We start from the raw sequence: 19,586 nt of genomic DNA on the forward strand, positions 1-19,586 counted from the left end.
CGGCGATGATCGTCGCACCTTGTCTTTTTGCCGGGTCGAGCCTCAGAACTCTTCCCAGTCGCCGCCCTTCGTATCGAGTGCGGCATTTCCGGAGAATGCGGAGGCGATCTTGCGGCCGAGCGCTCGAACGGGGGACGGTGCCGGTGCATCTTTTCGCCCGACCGGACGAGGTTCAGCCGAACGCGAAACGTAGCCTGCTTCGTTCAACTTGAACTGCGCCAGAAGCTGGTTGAGCGATGCGACCTCCTTCGCAAGATTGTAGCTTGCAGCGGTCGACTCTTCGACCATGGCAGCGTTTTTCTGCGTGTCCTGGTCCATCTGATTGACGGCCATATTGATCTGGTCGAGGCCCGACGATTGCTCCTGCGATGCTTCGACGATCGCAGCGATATGGCGGTTTATCTCCTGAACCTCCGAAACGATCGCCTGAAGCGCCTTGCCGGTATCGTCTACCAGTTGCACGCCTGCATGCACCTGCGCATTCGAGGCCGTGATCAGATCCTTGATCTCCCTGGCGGCAGTTGCAGAGCGCTGCGCCAATTCACGCACCTCCTGCGCGACGACGGCAAAACCCTTGCCCGCCTCGCCGGCGCGGGCTGCTTCGACACCGGCATTGAGCGCCAGCAGGTTCGTCTGGAAGGCGATGTCGTCGATCACACCGATGATGTTGCCGATCTCACCGGAAGACTTGGAGATCTGCTCCATGGCGAGCACGGCCTTGCGGACCACCTCGCCAGAATGTTCGGCGCCGGATTTGGCACGCGCCACGAGTTGGCCCACATCCTGGGCGCGGTTGCTGGAAGTCTTGACGGTCGTGGTGATTTCTTCGAGAGCCGCAGCCGTCTCTTCGAGAGCCGCCGCCTGCTGCTCTGTGCGCTTGGCAAGGTCGTCGGCCGCCGATTTGATCTCGTTTGCCCCGGAATCGATGCCGCGGGCATTCTGCGACACCCGGTTCAGCGTGGATTGCAGCTTCTCTGCGGAGTCATTGAAGTCGCTGCGTACGCCATCGAGCCTCGTGACGAAGGGCTGCACGATGCGGTAGGACAGATCCCCCTCGGCGAGCTTCGACAGGCCGGCAGCGAGATTGTCGACGGCAAACTGCACGTCGGCGGCGTCCTTCGCCTTTTCCTTCTCCCGCTCGATCTGCTCTCTCTCGCTCAAGCTGCGATTGGCTTCCGCCTCCTGCTCGAGGCGAACCCGCTCGATTGCATTCTGCTTGAAGACCTGAACGGCACGGGCCATCGCGCCGATTTCGTCAGGCCGGGCCTGACCTTCGACCTCTACATTGATATCGCCTGCGGCCAGACGCGCCATTGTGCCGGTCGTCTTCTTCATCACCGACGCAATCGAACGTGCAAAAATGAGGAAGCCGAGCAGTGAGATGAGCGAAACGACACCTGCACCGACCGCCGCCATCCAGAGCGCTTGCTGCGATGCTTCCACGATCTCCGTCACATCAGAACCGATTTCGAAAACACCGATCTTGCGGCCGGAGAAATCTTCGAAGGGAATAGCCGCGACTTCGTAATCCTTATCGCCGAGAACGGCATGAACACGGACGCGCTCGCCGTTGAAGGCTGCCTGCAACTGCTCCTGAGTGAGGATTGCCTTTTCCCCGAAAGTCGAAGCCTGCGGCACAAATTTCCCGTCCTGCAGGATATGGACCGCAACCTCGGCATCGACGGACTTTGCAAGCGGCGCAAAATAGGCATTCGTGAGCGAGGTGCCGACGTCGACGACGCCAACAGTCTTGCCATCCTTGATGACGGGAGCTGAGGCAAACATGCTGACGGCGGTCCGTCCAGGTTCAATGCCGGCATTCAGTTTGCCCTGCGTCAGCGCCGCAACGATCATCTTGCGGCGTGCCTTGAGGTCGTCGCCGAAGGTATCAGGTGTGTGGATACGCGCGACCGCGAGGCCATCGGAATTGCTGAAGGTGATGAGCTGAAGGCCTTGCGCCTTAGTTGCCGGCAAGCTGGCCGTGTATTTTGCGAAAATGGCCGCCCGGTCATTCTTGGCGATCAGATCGGCCGTATCGGGCTCGCCGGCAAGGGTAATGGCAAGCGCGGCAGCGGCGCGTTTCTGCGCATCCATGTCGGTCTGGATCACGTGCAGGTCCGCCGAGAGCTCCTTTTGAAGCGATTGATCGCTCATCGCGCTCTGACGATACCAGGCAAGTCCGCCAATTGCTGCGCTCGCAAACAAAACGGCCGCAAACCCGTAGGCTGTGATGCGGATCCAAATCGGCCGCTTAATCTGTTCTTCACTCATATCGTCCCCCATGCGTCGAATACCCTAATTCTTGAGAGGAAAACTTGTTTTTTACTTAATTTTGAATGGCCAACATTATGCATGCGATCTGCAGGCAAATATCGCCGTCAGTGTTGGCAAGCCGGGATTTATCCCGCATAGATTGCGCCGATTTCCGTTGCTTGATCGACTTCGAAACCAGCTCCTTAGCGATGGATGCGCATCAGCAAGAGATCGAAGACATCCTGGGGCAGGGTGACGGCCTTTCCGTAACAAGGGTCAGCGCCAGCATGGCAGTGGTGATTGACCTGAGCATCGTACCCTTCTCCTGCGAGGCTCGCTCTGATCCCGACAGGCTGGCTCCCGCGCGGCTATCATCGCCTTTGAAAGTCAGCCTAAAAATCTCTCGGAAACCAGTTAAGGTTGTTGTTGCGGTAATCCCCAACAAGATATATCTCGGAAATGCCACTCGAAATTGTCCTTTTCGCCGTCGTTGCGACTGAGGTCCAACTCCCGAACCGATCACATCCCGGAGCGATCGAATGCACATCCAGCCGCAACAACGGATCTATGTCTGCTTCTTTCTCTTCGCCATATCGATGGGAGCATTGCTCTCGCGATTGCCTGACCTTCAGGATGCGCTGGGCGTCAACAAGTCCGAACTCGGCCTCACGCTGATCGGTGCGGCGATCGGTGCGCTGATTTCCCTGACCTTCGCGTCCCCGCTCATTGCACAGTTCGGCGCACGCAAGACGGCGTTTCTGACCGTACTCGGTACGTCCGCTCTGCTGGCAACCATCCCCTGGGCCAACGCCGCCTGGTTGGTTTTCTTCATTCTTTTCTGCGAAGGCCTGCTGGCAGGCGCGTTGGAGATCAATCTTAATGTCGAGATCGATCGCATCGAAGCCCAGCTTGGTCGCGGCGTGATGAACAGGGCGCATGGCTTCTGGAGCCTTGGTTTCTTCCTGACCGCGCTCGTTGGCTCGGCCGTTCGTCAAGCAGGCGTGCCCATGCATCTCCACCTCGCACTGACATTCACCTTCGTTCTGATCGTCGGCACTATCGTTATTTCGGGCATCAAGAATGCGGCGGCTCGTGACGAGGGTGAACATGTAGAAGGTCCGAGCATCGCGTTGCCGACATGGGGGCTGATGCCGCTTTGCGTGATCGGTATTGCCGCCTTTCTCGTGGAAGGCGCTGGCATCGACTGGTCAGCCATTTATATGCGCGATGCCTTCGCAGCCGAGCCTTTTATCGGCGGCCTTGGGCTGACGCTGTTTACCTTCTTCATGGCCGTAGCGCGGCTGTTCGTCGATCCGCTGGTCGATCGATTTGGCGCGCGTGCTGTCGCGACCTTTCTGCTGATTCTCTCCGTGGGGGGCCTCTGCGCCGTCTGGCTCGCGCCACACCCCTATGTCGCGCTGCTCGGCTTTGCGCTGATGGGCGGCGGCTGCAGCGCAGTCTACCCTCTGGCGGTTTCCGCGGCAGCCCAGAGGACCGATCGTCCGGCCCATCTGAATGTCGCGGCCCTCGGGCAGATGTCCTTCGTCGTCTTCTTTCTGGCACCCCCGCTGCTCGGGTTTGTCGCTGAACACGCGGGCATCAGGGTCGCCTATCTCGTCTGCTTGCCAGTTATCATTGCGGCTTTGTGCCTGACGAAAGCGCTGAAGTCGCGCGGAACTGACAACAAAGCCGGGATCAAGAGCGAGACCAATCAGGCAGCCCGCGTGTAGATGATCGGCTAGATCTGGTTGACCTCAGGCTTGGCCGGCTTGGCCAGCGGAACGGCGAATGACAAGCGTACAGGGCAATCTCTCAACACCGGGTGCGACCGTCTCGCCTTTCGATAGGCCTAGGATCGCAAGTCCCGCCCGGTGACCGAGCTCCTTGAGCTCCATATCGACCGTGGTCAAAGGCGGACGCGTCTGCCGTGAGACAACCTCCCAATTATCGAAACCGACGACCGCGATGTCGTCGGGGATGGAGATGTTTCTGTCGCGCAGCGCATCAATGACGCCGCGGGCGATCTCGTCGCTGCCGCAGAAGATCGCGTCCGGTTTTGCACCGGATCGCGAGAAGACGCTCTCGATCGCCGCATGTCCCCATTCTTCCGACCAGTCGCCGAACATGACCTCGGCCGCCGCTCCGACGAGCTCCCGGTAGGCCTCGGCGCGAATGCAGGCAGCGCGGTAGTTCTGCTCGCCGGTGATGTGCAGGATGCGCGACCGGCCGAGGCTCTGGAGATGTTCGACCGCAAGCCGCGCGCCCTGGGCATCATCGGGATGGAAGCTGACGCTGTCCGACGGCCCCTGCGCGAAAACATAGACGACCGGGATACGCAGCTTGGTCAGTTCCGGCGGCGGCTCGAGGTCGATACGCGTCGCGGTGAAAATGATCCCGTCGACCTGCCGGTCGAGCAGTGCTTCGAGGTGTAGTTTCGCAAGCCTCGGATTGTTGTTGGTGGCGCAGAGGAAGAGCGAGACACCATGGTCGACCAGCACTTCCGACACGCCTGATGCCATCGGCAGTGTCAGACGTCCATAGGTATCGTTGGTCAGCATACCGATCGCGTGGCTGCGCTTCGTCAACAACCCACGCGCGAGCGCATTCGGGCGAAATCCGATTTCCTCGGCAATCTTCCTCACCCTTTCGCGCGTCTCGACATTGGTTCGCCCGGTACCGTTCAGCGCGTTCGAGGCCGTTGAAATACTCACGCCCGCAGCCTTCGCCACGTCACGGATCGTATGCCGGCCGCCGCCTGATTCCTTCAAAATCGCACCCATTCAACTGGCTTGTTAAAACCTTTTAGCAGAAATAATTTAGTTGCTAAAAGGTTTTAACAAAAACATGGCCTTTTGATGCATACAGACTGTCGACATGAAAAATTTTCTCCTTTAACGTCGTCTTTGTCTCGAGGCAGAGGAGCCTCGCATAAGAGAAGGGGAACCCGCATGTTACATTTGAAAACCACCATTGCCGCCGTTGCGCTGCTGGCGAGCTCTTCTCTCGCCAGCGCCGAAGAAATCACGCTATGGGTGCGGACGTCTTCGGGCGCCGTGCTTCAGGGCCTGGCCGAAAAATACAATGCCGCGCATTCCGACAAGGTTAACGTCACTCAGATTACCGCCGAGCAGATGGTTCCGAAGCTCGGTGCCGCGATTGCTGGCGGCGCGGCACCTGATGGCGCGGTGCTCGACCTGATCTACCTGCCGACTTTCGCGGCCAATGACAGCCTTGAGGACATCAGCGATTTCGTCAAGGGTCTGCCCTATTCGGCAGCATTGAGCCCGTCGCATATCCGCCTTGCCACCTATGACGGCAAGGTCTACGGCGTACCGGCGCTGCCCGATGCCTCGATCATCGCCTACAATACCGACCTCTTCAAGAAGGCCGGCCTCGATCCGGAGAAGGCACCAGCCTCACTCGAAGAGATCGCTGCCGACGCCAAGAAGATCCATGCGCTCGACAAGGAAACCTACGGCTTCTACTTCGTCGCCAATTCCGGCAGCTGGCTGATCTATGATTTCCTGCCGCATCTCTGGGCCGCCAATGCCGATGTGCTCTCCGATGACGGCCGCACCGCCACCGTCGACACCCCGGCGCTGCGCGACACCATCGCCGCCTATCGCGATATGTGGAAGGAAGGCGCAATCCATCCAACCTCGCGTTCGGGCAACGGTAACAACGCCGTCGAAGCGTTCGCCTCGGGCAAGGTCGGCATTCTCATGACCGGCTCCTACATCGTCAACCTGCTGACCAGCAAATATCCCGACGTCAAGTTCGCGGTCGCCCCGATCCCAGGCCCGAAGGGCGGCGCATCGAGCTTTGCCGGCGGCGATACGGTAGCCCTCATCAAGGGCATCAGCGAGGAGAAGAAGAAGGTCGCGCTCGACTTTGTCAAATTCTACATGGAGCCCGAGCAGCAGGTCTACATTACCCAGGAATCCGGCATGCCGTCGCGCACGGACCTCGCCAAGGAGGCCTATGCCAAGTTCGACCCGCGCAATCTCGTCGCCTACGACATCCTGGCCAAGGCGCGTACGCCCTACACTTTCTCCTCGGATGAGTTGTTCGTGAGCCGTACCGGCCCGTTCCTCAACCTGATCCAGGGCACGATCTTCGGCGACGATGTCGATGGTTCGATCAAGAAGGCGCAAGGTGACTTCACCAAGATCCTCGACCGCACCAATCCGTAATCCTGCCGAGGCGGGGCGGTTTTCCGCCCCGCACATCCCGGATTGCCGACACGCGGTTTTGAAATCTTCGAGGAAAAATAGTGGTCGACACGCCGACAACTCATATCAACCAGCCGATCTCCGGGGAGCCGGAGCCGAAGGGCTGGCTGGGGCTCGCCTTCATCCTGCCCGGCTTCCTCTTCATCCTGGTGCTGTTTCTTATTCCGCTCGCCATGACCATATGGATGAGCTTCTACAACTGGCCGCTGCTCGGCCGGAAGAAATTCATCGGTCTCGCCAACTACGGCGAGCTCTTGGGCGACACGCAGCTCTGGCATTCGCTGGGCTTCACGATGCTCTACACCGTGCTCGTAACGGCGGCGATTTTCGTGGTGGCTTTTCCGCTGGCACTGCTCGTCGATCGCCCGCTGCGCTCGGCCGGCTTCTTTCGCACGATTTTCTTCATGCCTGTCGTGATCGGCTTCGGCGCAGCCTCCACCCTCTGGATGTGGTTACTCAACCCTGACAGCGGCGTCTTCGCGCAGGTTCTGCGCGGTATTGGGCTGATCAGCTCGGCGCCACGCCCGCTCGAGAGTTTCTGGCCGGCGATGGCCGTGGTCGTCCTGATGGTCGTCTGGAAGACCGCCGGCTTCACCATGGTCATTCTGCTGACTGGGCTGCAGGGCATTTCCAACGATGTCATCGAGGCCGCCAAGATCGATGGCGCCAGCGTCTTCAGTCGCTTTCGCCGCATTACTCTGCCGCTGATGCGCAATTCGCTGGTACTGGCGCTGGTGCTCAACATCACCTCCTCCATGCTTGCTTTCGACCAGTTCTTCATCATCACCCAGGGTGGGCCGGAAAACAGCACGATCTCTGCGGTATTTTCGATCTACCTGGCGTCCTTCTCGTCCTATCGGCTTGGCTACGGTTCGGCGCTCTCCTTTGCGCTGCTGATCGTGCTGGTCGCCATCAGCGCCATTCAATTCGTGCTGTTGCGCGAGCGCCCGGAGGAAGGCTAATGACCTCGACGCAATCCAATACGAATAATAATCCGCGCGGCGGCCAGGTCGGCTACCTGCTCTTCCTGCTCGCATCGATCCTGCTCGCGATCTTCTTCATCATGCCGATCGTCTGGTCGCTGGCGAATTCCTTCAAGCCGGCTGCCGAGGCGCTCGCCAATCCGGCTGCGCTGTTTTCCAAGACCTTCTCGCTGGAGAATTACCGCCGGCTCGAGAATGTCGGCGCCGGCTGGTATGTTTACGCCGCCAATTCGGTAATGATCGCCTTCGGCACGGTCGTGCTGACGGTCGTCGTCTCGGTGCCGGCCGGCTATGGCTTCTCCAAATTCAGGTTTCCCGGTCAGTCGATCCTTTTTGTGCTGATCATGGCAACGATGATGATCCCGTTTCAGTCGATCCTGACGCCGCTGTTTCTGATCCTGAAGCTGCTCGGCCTGCAGAACAACCTGTTCGGCCTGGTGCTGATCTATGTCACCTTCCAGCTGCCGTTCTCCGTCTTCATGATGCGCAATGCCTTCGATGCCGTACCAAAGGCGCTGATCGAGGCGGCACGCATCGACGGTGCCTCGCAGGCGACAATCCTGCGCCGTATCATGCTGCCGATTGCGCTGCCCGGTGTCGCGACGGTAGCGATGTTTGCCTTCCTCAATTCGTGGAACGAGTTCCTGGCCGCGCTCATCTTCCTGTCGGACCAGAACAAGTTCACGCTGCCGATCATGCTGGTGAACGTGTCTTCTGGCCTCTACGGCATCATCGACTGGGGTGCGCTGCAGGCGGGTATCGCGGTCACCATGATCCCCTGCATCATCCTCTTCCTTCTTCTTCAACGCTACTATGTGCGCGGCCTGACGGCCGGCGCCGTGAAATGAGAAGCGGCCCGCCCGCTCAAGGAGTTCCCATGTCCATCGCCCAGAAATCCCCGTCACGATCCCCGATCGACCGATACGTGCCGGCCGACCACACCCGTGTCGCCTTCAATGGCGGCTTCTGGAAGAGCTGGACGGAGACCGTCCGCGACGTGACCATTCCAACCCAGCACATGCGGCTCGATGAGGAAGGCTTCCTCGAAGTGCTCGACTTCGACAAGCCGGCCGGCCCGTTGGCGCGGCCGATCCAGCCGAGCGGCCTTTCGATGCAGCATTTCTTCGATTCCGATTTCGGCAAATGGATCGAGGCAGCGAGCTACACGCTGAAGAACAGTCCCAACCCTGACATCGAGGCGAAGATCGACGCGATCGTCGAAAAGCTCGAACGCGGCCAGATGGCCGACGGTTACCTCAACAGCTGGTTCATCCGCCGCGAGCCGGAAAAGCGCTGGACCAACCTGCGCGATCTGCATGAAATGTACTCGATGGGGCATCTGCTGGAAGGCGCCGTCGCCTATTTCGAGGCGACGGGCAAGCGTCGCTTCCTTGACGTGATGATCCGCGCCGTCGATCACATCATCGACACCTTCGGCCGCGAGCCGGGCAAGCTGCGCGGCTATGATGCGCATGAGGAAATCGAGTTGGCGCTGGTCAAGCTCTACCGCGTGACGAGGGACCCCCGGCATCTAAAGCTTGCCACCTATTTCGTCGACGAGCGCGGTCAGATGCCCTCCTATTACGACGAAGAGGCGCGCAAGCGCGGCGAAGACCCGGCCGGCTACGTCTTTCAGACCTATGCCTACAGCCAGGCCCATATGCCGGTGCGCGAGCAGACACAGGTCGTCGGCCACGCGGTGCGCGCCATGTACCTGTTCTCCGCCATGGCCGACCTTGCCTTCGAGAATGACGACGAGAGCCTGAAAAGCGCGTGCGACCGGCTCTTCGATAATTTGGTGGGACGCCAGCTCTATGTCACCGGTGGCCTCGGCCCTTCGGCTTCGAACGAGGGCTTTACCCGCGAATACGACCTGCCGAACGAGACGGCCTATGCCGAAACCTGCGCAGCCGTTGCGCTCGGTTTCTTCAGCCATCGCATGGCGCAGATCGAGCTCGACAGCAAGTTTACCGACAAGCTCGAAACCGTACTCTACAACGGCGCGCTGTCAGGCATCTCCCGCGATGGCGAACATTATTTCTATGAGAACGTGCTCGAAAGCCACGGCCAGAACCGCCGCTGGAAATGGCACTACTGCCCGTGCTGCCCGACCAACATCGCCCGCTTCATCACCTCGCTCGGCCAGTACTTCTACTCGACCAAAGCCGATGAGGTGGCCATCCATCTCTACGGTGAAAACGCCGCCGAGCTCTCGGTCGGCAACACTTTCCTGCGCCTGACGCAGAAGACGTTATATCCGTGGAACGGCGACGTCGGGATCTCGCTTGGCCTCGAGCGGCCGAAGCATTTCACCCTGCGACTGCGCATTCCGGGCTGGTGCCGCGATGCCAAGGCTTTCGTCAATGGCGAGGTGCTCATGCTCGATATCACCAGGGGCTATGCAGTGATCGAACGTGAATGGAAGGATGGCGACGAGGTTCGCCTCTCCTTCGATATGCCGGTCGACCGGCTCTATGCCCATCCGGCAGCAACCGAAGACAATGGCCGTTTTGCGCTGCGGCGCGGGCCGGTGATCTTCTGCGTCGAGGAAGCCGATCTCGGCACGGAGCCGCAACGGCTGAGGCTGCCTTCGCAGGGCGAAATTGCCGCGAGCTTCGACGAAACGCTTCTCGGCGGCGCCACGGTTCTCGAGGGCGATGCGCTGGAAGCCGATGCATCCGACTGGCGAGAAACGCTCTATCGCACGGAGCCGCCGGCGCTGAAGCCGACGCGGTTCAGGGCAATCCCCTATCATCTTTGGGCAAACCGAGAGCCGGGCGCGATGGTCGTCTGGCTGCACGAGAAGTAGGGAGACCGCAATGGCACGCCTTGAACTGCGCAACGTGGTCAAATCCTACGGCATCTACGAAGCCGTGCGCGGCATCAACCTCAATATCGAGGATAACGAATTTGTCGTCTTCGTCGGCCCGTCCGGCTGCGGCAAATCGACGACGCTGCGCATGATCGCCGGACTGGAGCATATCACCGGCGGCGATATCGTTATCGACGATCAAGTCGTCAACCGGCTCGGCCCCGGCAAGCGCGACATTGCGATGGTGTTCCAGAACTACGCGCTTTATCCGCATATGAGCGTCAGGGAGAACATCTCCTTCTGCCTTGAGCAGCAGAAGCTGCCGAAAGCGGAGATCGACGAGCGCATCAGCCGTGCCGCGGAGACGCTGCATATTACCGAACTCCTGTCGCGGCGCCCCGGCCAACTGTCGGGCGGGCAGCGCCAACGCGTCGCCATGGGCCGCGCCATCGTGCGCAATCCCAAGGTCTTCCTGTTCGACGAACCCCTTTCCAACCTCGATGCCAAGCTGCGGGTGCAGATGCGTACCGAGATCAAGCGCCTGCACCAATTGCTGCCGACCACGACCGTCTATGTCACCCACGACCAGATCGAGGCGATGACCATGGCCGATCGCGTCGTCGTCATGAATGGCGGCATTATCGAGCAGGCCGGGCCGCCGCAGGAACTCTACCATAATCCTGTCAGTCAGTTCGTGGCCGGTTTCATCGGCTCGCCGTCGATGAACTTCCTCAGCGCAACGCTCGAGGCCGACGGCAATGGACTGGTCGTCATCCTGGAAGACGGCAGCCGGCTTGCGGTTCCAGTGACGCGGGCTCAGGAATACCTGGCGCATGCCGGCAAACCGGTCATCTTCGGAATCCGGCCTGAATCGATATCAAGCCTGACGCCGAAACCCGGCTTCGAAACCATTGAGGCGAATGTCGATCTGGTGGAGCCGCTGGGGCCGGAGACAATGATCTATTTCGACATCGGTTCGGCCAGCATGTGCGCTAATGTCGATCCGGAGAGCGATCCGCGTCCGCGCACGAAAATGCCGCTCTCCTTCAACATGAATCGCATGCACCTCTTCGATCCCGTCGGCGGCAGGTCACTTTCGGCCTGACTCTGCAGGCTCGCGAACACACCCGAGATCAAGGCCCCTCGGATTATCCGAGGGGACCGCCGCGATCACGCACCATCTGCCTGAGACGTGTGAAGACGGCAGGCGACTGGCGCACGCCGTCATGTTCGAATTCATTCGTCACCCAGGTCCTGATATTGCCGACGTCACGGGCAGTGGCGAGCGACAGCTCGGCATCGACATACATGTCGTCGAAATAGACCGCCGCCGCGACCGGGATCTCGCTCGATGACAGCCGCGCAGGATCGTAGAGCGGTTCGAACCCGTCGCAACGCGCCAGTTCCTCCACGGCATCACGGAACGGCCGCAGCGAGCGGATTTCCTCAAACATCCACGGATACATCATCTCGCCGGTCAGATAGAGCGGCCGGCTCTCTTCACTGAATTCGGCAAATTCCGATCGGATGCGCTCCGCGGCCCAGCCCGTTGCACCCCTGCCCTGCCCGTAAATGCTCTCCTGCAGCACGGCGAACATCGGATTTCCGTCATAAGAGGTCAGCGACATGACCGAGGCCAGGAAGGCATCTGAAAACCGTGTCTCTTCCTGATCGGAGAAGGCCTCGTCCACCAGCCAGTGCACATTCTCGTAACCCGGCGCCATGCCGAAATCGATGCCGATCGTCTGCAGCCGGCGCACCGTCAGGCGATCACCGTCCGGAAGGCGGATGTCATTGGCGGCAATGCGCTCGGCGATACGGGCGATGCGATCGCGATCAGCCGGATACCGCTGATAATATTCCCGGTTCTTGGCCGCAACGCGCGGATAGGTGCGGCGATAGACGTCATCGGCTGTTGCCGAAAGCCCGGCCAGTCCGCCGGTGACATAACAGGCCGCCAGTCCTTCCGGGGCCTGCGACAGATAGGTCAATGTCAGGAAGCCGCCATAACTCTGGCCAAGCGTCTCCCAGCGCACCCCGCCAAACACGCTCTTCCGGATATGTTCGCAATCTGCAATGATGCTGTCTGCGCGGAAACGGCTGAGATAATCGGCCCCTGCCTTCCCATCCGCAAAGACGGTCATGGTGGCGCTCTCGATGCGCGTGCTTCGTCCGGTGCCGCGCTGATCGAGCAGCACGACGCGGTAGTTTTTGAGTGCTTCACCCAGCCAGGAGGGGCCACCGCCGACCGGACGCGGTGACTTGCCGCCAGGCCCGCCCTGCAGGAACAGCAGGACGGGCAGCTTTTCCTGTTTACGCGTGGGATCGCAGACCTCGCGCGCAAAGACCTTGATCGATACGCCATCCGGCTTTTTCCAGTCGAGCGGCACGTCGACGAGATGGTCGCGGACATGGATACCGGGGATCGTGTATTCGCTGACGAGCATGGTCAAATCCTGTAGATTGTTTGTCGACACAGTGCCTACAATTGCCCTATGTTGGAATCAAGCATCTAATTTCGGCAAAAATCACGGATATATAGCGTGTCTCTCCCAGCCTGGTCCCAGCCCGTCGCAGCCATCACAGACGAAGAAAGGCAGAGCCGCCTGTCGCGCCTGCGCGAACGCATGCAGGCGCACGGCATCGCAGCCACCCTGCTCGGCCCGACCGAGAGCTTACGCTATTTCACCGGCCTCGTCTGGCACCTGAGCGAACGCCTGCTCGGCGCGCTCGTGACTGACGATAAGCTGATTTATATCGTGCCCGGTTTCGAGCGCAGCCGTGTCGAGACGCTGCCGCATCTGCCGGGTGAGATCGCCGTCTGGGAAGAAGAGGAAAGCCCCGCGGCGCTCGTCTCGCGGCTGGCCGGGCCAACAGGCAAACTCGCCCTCGACGACGCACTGCCGCTTGCCTTCTATCATGCCTTTACCGAACAGATGGGCGCTGCGCGTGTCGTCGACGGCGGACCTCTCATCCGCGCGCTGCGTGCCATCAAATCGCCGGCGGAAATCGCCCTCATCCATCATGCGATGGGCATCACGCTGGATATTCACCGCAAGGTCCGCGATACGCTCGCACCCGGCACAGCGGCTTCGGAGGTGGTTCGCTTTATCGATCAGCAGCATCGGGCGGCAGGCGCCGACGGCGGCTCGACCTTCTGCATCGTCTCCTTCGGTGAGGCAACCGCGCTGCCGCATGGCGCAGATGGCGAACAGATCCTGCAGGCGGGCGATGTCATTCTCGTCGACACCGGTTGCCGCCTCGACGGCTATCATTCGGATCTGACACGCACCTATATGCTCGACGAGGGTAATGGCGAATTCGAACGCGCCTGGGCGGTCGAGCGCGAGGGCCAGCAGGCCGTTTTCGATGCGGCAAAACTCGGCGCACCCTGCGAAAGCCTGGATACGGCTGCCCGCAACAATTTTGCCCGCCATGGCCTCGGCCCTGACTACCGCCTGCCCGGCCTGCCGCATCGCGCCGGTCATGGTCTCGGCCTCGAAATCCACGAGGCGCCCTATATCGTGCGGGGCAACGGAACGCCGCTGGCATCGGGCATGTGCTTTTCTAACGAACCAATGATTGTCTTCCCCGGTACGTTCGGTGTCCGCCTCGAAGATCATATCTACATGGCCGAAGACGGACCACACTGGTTCACGACGCCAGCTGCGAACCCTTGCGCAGTCTAAGTTCCATCCAGCAAACAGGCGAAAAGCCTATTCATATCGGCCGTAATCGCCCTGATTTGCAGCCATCACATCGAGCCGCTCGTTTTTGATGAGGCCTCTCTGGATCGAAGATCTTGCTGACACATTTTGTCATCGCAGCAGCGTAACAGGTTAGCTCACGAGTGAATTGTCGTGGATGGAGGCTCTTCGAGCTTCCAACACTGCGGCGTCGGCCACATACGCGAGCAGATGATGAGGCCGTCGTATCTGCAGACCAGACAAATCTACGATGGAGCAGATGATGTGGCTGAGTGATTTCGAAGTCGTGCTGCGCGATAGGGTCATACCTCGTGGCGCAGTTAGGATCGAAGGCGGCATGATCGCAGAAATCAGGGAACGGCCAGCGGCCTCCGCCGACATCAACGGCGACGGCAGGCTGCTGCTTCCCGGTTTCATCGACATGCATGGAGACATGATCGAGCGCGAGATCGAGCCGCGTCTGAATGTGCGCTTTCCTTTGGAGCTCGGCCTCTTCGAACTCGACAAGAAACTCGCCGGCAATGGCATCACCACCGCCTTTGCGGCGCTTTCCTTCCACGGTAACAACGGCTACGGCAACGTCCGCTCGGAAGAACATTCGCGTTCGATCATCCAGGCACTAATTCAGCTCCGGAAAAATGGTCTTCTTGTCGACCACAGGGTCCACGCACGCTTCGAAATCACCTTCACTCATGCCCGCGCCGTAATCGAAGATCTGCTGCGGGCCGGCGCCCTCGACCTCGTGTCGCTGATGGACCACACGCCAGGACAGGGCCAGTATCGCGATGTCGAGCGGCATATCGAGACGATTGCCCGCAACAACAAAATTACGCTTGAACAGGCAGCGCGCCGCGTGCGAGAGCGCATCGAATACCGAGCCCAAAACAATGATGCAGTCGGCAATCTGGAGGGAATCGCTGCCACCGCGCGCGATCATGGTGTCATCATCGCCTCCCACGACGATGACAGCATCGAAAAAGTCGCGATCGTCGAGGGACTGGGTGCACGCATCAGCGAATTTCCAGTGACGATGGCCGCAGCACAGGAAGCCCGGAAGCTCGGACTTGCAACCGCCATGGGGGCGCCGAACGCGCTTCGAGGCCTATCCTATTCGGGAAATCTCTCTGCCCGAGAGGCCTACGAGCACGGCGTTCTCGACATTCTGGCGAGCGATTACCACCCCTCCGCCATGCTGCCGGCCGCCATCGCGCTTGCAGAAGCTGGATCGGGCGGGCTGCCGGCATCCGTGGCGCTCATCAGCGCTAACCCAGCGACGGCGCTCGGGCTTACAGATCGTGGCGCGATCGACGTTGGCCTGCGTGCCGATCTTGTCATCGCTGAGCGCGGTCGTCTGCCACGGCTGAGGGCAACCTTCTGCCGCGGAAAACTGGTCTACTCAGATGGAACTGTTCAGGGATTGTCGACACCATACGCGATCTCATGCTGAAGGCGCCCAACGCCTTTCGCGGGGCGTTTCGGCGCGTCTCTTGAAAGACGAGCCCGCGAGCCTCACCTGATATCTCCATTGTTCACCTGTCGAACTGACAGCCCTTTGCCACTAGCAATCGCTGCCGGTCCTCAACGTCGACGCCTCTCGCGTCGGAGGAGATTTCATGGGATTCATTGATCGTGACATTCAGCCGTCATCAGATGCCGGACTGCTGGATGCCTATTCTGAAACGGTGTCAAACGCCGTCGACACCGTCGGTCCGGCCGTCAGCCGGATCGAACGCGTCGGTGGACGGGCGGGACATGGTTCCGGCTTCGCCATTTCACCGGATGGTCTCGTCGTCACCAACAACCACGTGGTCGGCGATGCAAAGGCCGTGACCATCAAGACGCCCGAGGGTACGGTTGTCGAAGGCAGGGTCCTCGGGCGGGATGGAGACACCGACCTCGCTCTTATCAGGGCCAATGATTGGTCCGGAGCCTGGGCGCAGCTTGCGGATTCCAAAAAGCTAAAGCGCGGACACATTGCGATTGCCATCGGCAATCCGCTCGGCTTCGAGTGGACTGTCACGACCGGCGTCGTTTCTGCCCTCGGGCGTTCGATGCGCGCTGCCAGCGGACGGCTGATGGAGGATATCATTCAGACCGACGCCGCCCTCAACCCCGGAAATTCGGGTGGCCCGCTGGTTTCTTCCCTGGGCGAGGTAATCGGCGTCAACACGGCCGTCATCCAGGGTGCGCAAAGCATTGCCTTTGCCGTTGCATCGAATACCGCCAAACATGTGGTATCAGACATTCTGCGCTTCGGAGAAGTCAGGCGCGGATATATCGGCATTGCGGCCGATACGGTCGATCTGCATCGGCGCATTGCGCTTGAAGCGGGCGTTCCGCAGCGGACGACGGTCCGCCTGCGCCGTGTCGAAGATGGCGGTCCGGCTGCCATGGCCGGTCTTCGCGAAGGTGATTACCTGCTCGCCATCAGCGGGCATCCCGTATCGGGGATAGACGACGTTGTTCGGCTTCTTGACGGCGCGACGGTAGATGCCGACATCGATGTGCTGATCTTCTCCGTCGCGGGACGGATCGAACAGCGCACCGTCCGTCCAACGAAAAGAGCGAATTAGCTGGTCGCACCATGGCGTGCCTGGAAATCAGCCGTTCAGGTAACGAGGCACCCGTCTTTCGGCGGGCGCCTTGTCTGTTTGCCTTTCGCGACATGGAATCGCGATGATTATAAGGATTCGGGCGCAAGAGCGGCTGCGGCAAGCAAACCCAGCAAAGGCGATGGTTCATTAGAGAACACGTCGTAGATGCAAGGTGCAGCAAAAACGCTTACGGCCAGAATACAGATGACGATCCTTTTCATCGAAGCCTCCGGGGACGCAATAAGTCTGCGTCCCGTTTATCCTTGATGCCTTAGACGAGGTTCAACTCGACATTGATGTTGCCGCGCGTCGCCTTCGAATAGGGGCAAGTCTGATGGGCTTCCTCGACGAGAGCGCGGGCAACTTCCGGTTCCAGACCCGGCAGGCTGATGTTCAGGCGCGCCTGCAGGAAATAGGCGTCGCCGGTCATGCCGAGATCGACTTCAGCATCGACGGCGGTATCAGCGGGAAGCCTCAGCTTTCGCTTGCCGGCGGCCAGGCCCATCGCGCCAATGAAGCAGGCCGACCAGCCGGCTGCGAAGAGCTGTTCGGGATTGGTGCCGGCATGGGCGCTGCCTGGAGGCGAAAGCTTGATGTCGAGCTGTGCATCGCTGCTGCGCGCCGAACCGTCGCGGCCGCCGGTGGTATGAGTCTTGCCGGTGTAGAGAACCTTTTCAATCGTCGTCATTTGAGCACTCCTTCGTTTCCTGTCGCTGCTTGCGACATCTGGTGACGGAGTGGTTTTTGACGGCCTGACGTATCCCGTATGTTTCTCAAATCGGCCGAAATGTATCAAAGCGTAGCACCAGCCGATCCAGACATTTTCATATACAAATCAGTGAAAAGCTCAGTTGGCGCGGATGGTGATTTCGGCCGCCAGCCCGCCGCCTTCGCGGTTATAGAGCCGTACCGATCCGCCGATCGCTGCGGCCAGCTGCTGAGCGATGGCAAGGCCGAGCCCCGTGCCGCCGGTCTCCCGATTGCGCGACTGCTCCAGCCGGAAGAAAGGCTGCATGGCAGCTTCCAGCATGGCATCCGGAATGCCCGGGCCACGATCCATCACGGTGATGGCGATAGCCCCCTCGTCTTTTCGCTCGACGCCGATTTCGGCGGCACCGGCAAATTTCAGAGCATTATCGATGAAGTTCGTCAGAATGCGTCGAAGCGCATGGGGTTTTGTCGATGCGACACCCTGCACGAGGCCTATAACGGCGACGGCTTTATCCATGTCTTGATAATCATAAGCGATACTGTCGATGAAGGATGACAGGTCGATGCGCGAAAACTTCTCGCCATTGCCATGGGCACTGCGGGCGTAGGCGATCCCGTCCTGCACCAGCCGCTCGATCTCTCCGAGATCACGCACCAGCTTGTCCTTCTCGGGGGAATCGTCGGCCATATCCGCGCGCAGGCGCATGCGGGTAATCGGCGTCTGCAGGTCATGAGAAATAGCCGCCAGAATCTGCACGCGCTCTTCAAGATAATGCGCAATTCGCTCCCGCATGGTGTTGAAGGCGCGCGCCGCATGCGCAACTTCGCTCGGGCCGCGCTCGCTGAGCGGCGGCCCTTTGTTGTTGGGATCGAGTGCATCGGCCGCGGCAGCAAGCGCGCCGAGCGGACGGATCGCCTGACGGACGGCAAACCATGTGCAAAGCACGAGCAGCACCATCTGGATGGCGAGCACATAGGGCAGCCATGCCGCAATCGGCATGGGAGGTCGGGGCGTAATGTCGATTGTCAGGGGGCTTCCGTCGCTCAGCGTCAGATGCGCCTGCAACCGGCTGATATTGCCGGGAATGGATTCCATTCGGATCGGATGGGTGCCGCCGATCGCTTCTTCGATCCTGCTGCCGATTTCCCTGCCCTTGCTGGAATTATCGGGCACGCCGGGAAGACCTGGCCCGAGTACAAAGCGATAATTGCCACGGCTCAAGCGGTCGAGCAGGTCGGCCCGCTGATCTGCCGGCAGACGGTCGAGAACAGCGATCGAGGTCGCGACGTCACTTTCCAGCGTTCCAAGCATGACGGCCTTGGCGGACATGGACCGTTCTACGAAGAGCACGGTGAATGACAGGCCATAGGCAATCGCCAGACCCAATAGCAGGATTAGGAAAAGTCGAGCCCTGAGGGTGTTCGGCCAAAATCTGGAGCGAATAACAGCTCCCACACTCATGACCTGGCCTCTTCAATCTCCACCGGAACGGAAAAGACGTAGCCTTCGCTGCGCACCGTCTTGATATAGGTCGGCTCGCGGGCATCATCCCCCAGCCGCTGACGCACGCGGCTGACCAAAAGGTCTATCGAGCGGTCGAAGAGTTCCGCATCGCGGCCCTGCGTCAGGTTCAGAAGCTGGTCGCGGTTGAGCACCCGCTGCGGATGATCGATGAAGACGCGCAGCAGACGGTATTCCGCACCACTGAGGGCGATTTCGGTTCCCTCCCTGTCGAGGAGGTGCCTACCGACGGTATCGAGACGCCAGTCGCCGAAGCGCAGCCACTGCCCGGCCTCCGATATCTGCAGGTTCGGCGGCAGGGCACGGGTGCGGCGCAAAACGGCCTTGATGCGCGCCAGAAGTTCGCGGGCAGCAAACGGTTTCGGCAGATAGTCGTCAGCGCCCATTTCAAGCCCGATGATACGGTCCATCTCATCGCTGCGGGCCGTCAGCATCAGGATCGGTGTCGCCTTGTGTTTTCCAGCGCGCAGCTCACGGCAGAGTACCAGCCCGTCGTCGCCGGGCATCATGACATCGAGCACGATGAGGTCGACCGTATTGGCCTCGAGAAAGCTGCGCATCTGGCGGCCATCGGCAGCAACGCTCGTGCGGAGACCGTTCTTCGTCAGATAGCTCGAAACCAGCTCTCGGATTTCACGATCGTCATCGACGATCAGGATATGGTCGACATGCTCCATCTCTAGACTTCGGATCCTCTATCGGTCGGTGCAAAGCAGGCCCGCTGCTCCCGGGGACAGACTCGCTGTCCCCCTTTTTGACTCTGAATTGGTTG

The 19,586-nt window shown here is 60.2% G+C and carries 16 protein-coding genes; 10 read left to right on the forward strand and 6 right to left on the reverse strand.

What is annotated here, in order from left to right:
• Positions 1–42: 42 nt before the first annotated feature.
• Positions 43–2,271, reverse strand: coding sequence for a methyl-accepting chemotaxis protein (locus ACK9YZ_RS27585; RefSeq protein WP_416068389.1), 2,229 nt, complete (start codon positions 2,269–2,271; stop codon positions 43–45).
• A 161-nt stretch (positions 2,272–2,432) separates the two neighbouring features.
• On the opposite strand from ACK9YZ_RS27585, the gene ACK9YZ_RS27590 reads away from it, so the two are divergent.
• Positions 2,433–2,753, forward strand: a complete 321-nt coding sequence (locus ACK9YZ_RS27590; protein ID WP_216760499.1) for a hypothetical protein — start codon at positions 2,433–2,435, stop codon at positions 2,751–2,753.
• 39 nt (positions 2,754–2,792) lie between these two features.
• Positions 2,793–3,983, forward strand: coding sequence for an MFS transporter (locus ACK9YZ_RS27595; protein ID WP_216760498.1), 1,191 nt, complete (start codon positions 2,793–2,795; stop codon positions 3,981–3,983).
• Between the two features lie 24 nt (positions 3,984–4,007).
• Here ACK9YZ_RS27595 and ACK9YZ_RS27600 read toward each other — a convergent pair whose 3' ends face one another.
• Positions 4,008–5,033 (reverse strand): LacI family DNA-binding transcriptional regulator, encoded by a 1,026-nt coding sequence (locus tag ACK9YZ_RS27600; protein WP_416068390.1) that lies wholly within the window; start codon positions 5,031–5,033, stop codon positions 4,008–4,010.
• A 168-nt stretch (positions 5,034–5,201) separates the two neighbouring features.
• On the opposite strand from ACK9YZ_RS27600, the gene ACK9YZ_RS27605 reads away from it, so the two are divergent.
• From ACK9YZ_RS27605 to ACK9YZ_RS27625, 5 genes are all read left to right on the forward strand, one after another.
• Positions 5,202–6,446 carry an ABC transporter substrate-binding protein gene (locus ACK9YZ_RS27605; RefSeq protein ID WP_416068391.1) on the forward strand — a complete coding sequence of 415 codons (1,245 nt, stop codon included), beginning with the start codon at positions 5,202–5,204 and terminating at the stop codon, positions 6,444–6,446.
• Between the two features lie 80 nt (positions 6,447–6,526).
• Complete coding sequence (locus ACK9YZ_RS27610) at positions 6,527–7,447, forward strand: carbohydrate ABC transporter permease (protein WP_216760496.1); 921 nt, start codon at positions 6,527–6,529, stop codon at positions 7,445–7,447.
• Positions 7,447–8,316 carry a carbohydrate ABC transporter permease gene (locus ACK9YZ_RS27615; protein WP_416068392.1) on the forward strand — a complete coding sequence of 290 codons (870 nt, stop codon included), beginning with the start codon at positions 7,447–7,449 and terminating at the stop codon, positions 8,314–8,316. Before ACK9YZ_RS27610 ends, ACK9YZ_RS27615 begins: the two co-directional genes overlap by 1 nt.
• 29 nt (positions 8,317–8,345) lie before the next feature.
• Positions 8,346–10,277, forward strand: a complete 1,932-nt coding sequence (locus ACK9YZ_RS27620) for a glycoside hydrolase family 127 protein (RefSeq protein ID WP_416068393.1) — start codon at positions 8,346–8,348, stop codon at positions 10,275–10,277.
• A gap of 10 nt (positions 10,278–10,287) precedes the next feature.
• Complete coding sequence (locus tag ACK9YZ_RS27625) at positions 10,288–11,385, forward strand: ABC transporter ATP-binding protein (RefSeq protein WP_416068394.1); 1,098 nt, start codon at positions 10,288–10,290, stop codon at positions 11,383–11,385.
• A gap of 43 nt (positions 11,386–11,428) precedes the next feature.
• Here ACK9YZ_RS27625 and ACK9YZ_RS27630 read toward each other — a convergent pair whose 3' ends face one another.
• The gene (locus ACK9YZ_RS27630) at positions 11,429–12,727 is read right to left on the reverse strand and encodes an alpha/beta fold hydrolase (protein WP_416068395.1); all 1,299 of its coding nucleotides are present in this window, start codon (positions 12,725–12,727) and stop codon (positions 11,429–11,431) included.
• 96 nt (positions 12,728–12,823) lie between these two features.
• Between ACK9YZ_RS27630 and ACK9YZ_RS27635 the strand changes: the two genes are divergently transcribed.
• From ACK9YZ_RS27635 to ACK9YZ_RS27645, 3 genes are all read left to right on the forward strand, one after another.
• Positions 12,824–13,969, forward strand: coding sequence for a M24 family metallopeptidase (locus ACK9YZ_RS27635; protein WP_416068396.1), 1,146 nt, complete (start codon positions 12,824–12,826; stop codon positions 13,967–13,969).
• Positions 13,970–14,249: 280 nt separating this feature from the next.
• A complete protein-coding gene (locus tag ACK9YZ_RS27640) occupies positions 14,250–15,434 on the forward strand; it encodes an alpha-D-ribose 1-methylphosphonate 5-triphosphate diphosphatase (protein ID WP_416068443.1) in 1,185 nt (394 codons plus the stop codon).
• Positions 15,435–15,600: 166 nt separating this feature from the next.
• Complete coding sequence (locus ACK9YZ_RS27645) at positions 15,601–16,560, forward strand: S1C family serine protease (RefSeq protein ID WP_416068397.1); 960 nt, start codon at positions 15,601–15,603, stop codon at positions 16,558–16,560.
• Positions 16,561–16,852: 292 nt separating this feature from the next.
• Here ACK9YZ_RS27645 and ACK9YZ_RS27650 read toward each other — a convergent pair whose 3' ends face one another.
• The 3 genes from ACK9YZ_RS27650 to ACK9YZ_RS27660 all read right to left on the reverse strand — a co-directional run bounded on the left by ACK9YZ_RS27650 (position 16,853) and on the right by ACK9YZ_RS27660 (position 19,491).
• Positions 16,853–17,269: an organic hydroperoxide resistance protein gene (locus tag ACK9YZ_RS27650; RefSeq protein ID WP_416068398.1), complete on the reverse strand. Its 417-nt coding sequence runs from the start codon at positions 17,267–17,269 to the stop codon at positions 16,853–16,855.
• 159 nt (positions 17,270–17,428) lie between these two features.
• A complete protein-coding gene (locus tag ACK9YZ_RS27655) occupies positions 17,429–18,754 on the reverse strand; it encodes an ATP-binding protein (RefSeq protein ID WP_416068399.1) in 1,326 nt (441 codons plus the stop codon).
• The gene (locus ACK9YZ_RS27660; protein ID WP_416068400.1) at positions 18,751–19,491 is read right to left on the reverse strand and encodes a response regulator; all 741 of its coding nucleotides are present in this window, start codon (positions 19,489–19,491) and stop codon (positions 18,751–18,753) included. Before ACK9YZ_RS27660 ends, ACK9YZ_RS27655 begins: the two co-directional genes overlap by 4 nt.
• Positions 19,492–19,586 lie beyond the last annotated feature (95 nt).

The organism is Rhizobium sp. ZK1 (assembly GCF_047782645.1).
Lineage (GTDB): Bacteria > Pseudomonadota > Alphaproteobacteria > Rhizobiales > Rhizobiaceae > Rhizobium.

Excerpts from the sequence above, each read along its gene's own strand:
- ACK9YZ_RS27585 (WP_416068389.1), bottom strand. The coding sequence starts at position 2,271 with ATGAGTGAAGAACAGATTAAGCGGCCGATTTGGATCCGCATCACAGCC.
- ACK9YZ_RS27595 (WP_216760498.1), top strand. The coding sequence starts at position 2,793 with ATGCACATCCAGCCGCAACAACGGATCTATGTCTGCTTCTTTCTCTTC.
- ACK9YZ_RS27600 (WP_416068390.1), bottom strand. The coding sequence starts at position 5,033 with ATGGGTGCGATTTTGAAGGAATCAGGCGGCGGCCGGCATACGATCCGT.
- ACK9YZ_RS27605 (WP_416068391.1), top strand. The coding sequence starts at position 5,202 with ATGTTACATTTGAAAACCACCATTGCCGCCGTTGCGCTGCTGGCGAGC.
- ACK9YZ_RS27615 (WP_416068392.1), top strand. The coding sequence starts at position 7,447 with ATGACCTCGACGCAATCCAATACGAATAATAATCCGCGCGGCGGCCAG.
- ACK9YZ_RS27620 (WP_416068393.1), top strand. The coding sequence starts at position 8,346 with ATGTCCATCGCCCAGAAATCCCCGTCACGATCCCCGATCGACCGATAC.
- ACK9YZ_RS27625 (WP_416068394.1), top strand. The coding sequence starts at position 10,288 with ATGGCACGCCTTGAACTGCGCAACGTGGTCAAATCCTACGGCATCTAC.
- ACK9YZ_RS27630 (WP_416068395.1), bottom strand. The coding sequence starts at position 12,727 with ATGCTCGTCAGCGAATACACGATCCCCGGTATCCATGTCCGCGACCAT.
- ACK9YZ_RS27640 (WP_416068443.1), top strand. The coding sequence starts at position 14,250 with ATGTGGCTGAGTGATTTCGAAGTCGTGCTGCGCGATAGGGTCATACCT.
- ACK9YZ_RS27645 (WP_416068397.1), top strand. The coding sequence starts at position 15,601 with ATGGGATTCATTGATCGTGACATTCAGCCGTCATCAGATGCCGGACTG.
- ACK9YZ_RS27650 (WP_416068398.1), bottom strand. The coding sequence starts at position 17,269 with ATGACGACGATTGAAAAGGTTCTCTACACCGGCAAGACTCATACCACC.
- ACK9YZ_RS27655 (WP_416068399.1), bottom strand. The coding sequence starts at position 18,754 with ATGAGTGTGGGAGCTGTTATTCGCTCCAGATTTTGGCCGAACACCCTC.
- ACK9YZ_RS27660 (WP_416068400.1), bottom strand. The coding sequence starts at position 19,491 with ATGGAGCATGTCGACCATATCCTGATCGTCGATGACGATCGTGAAATC.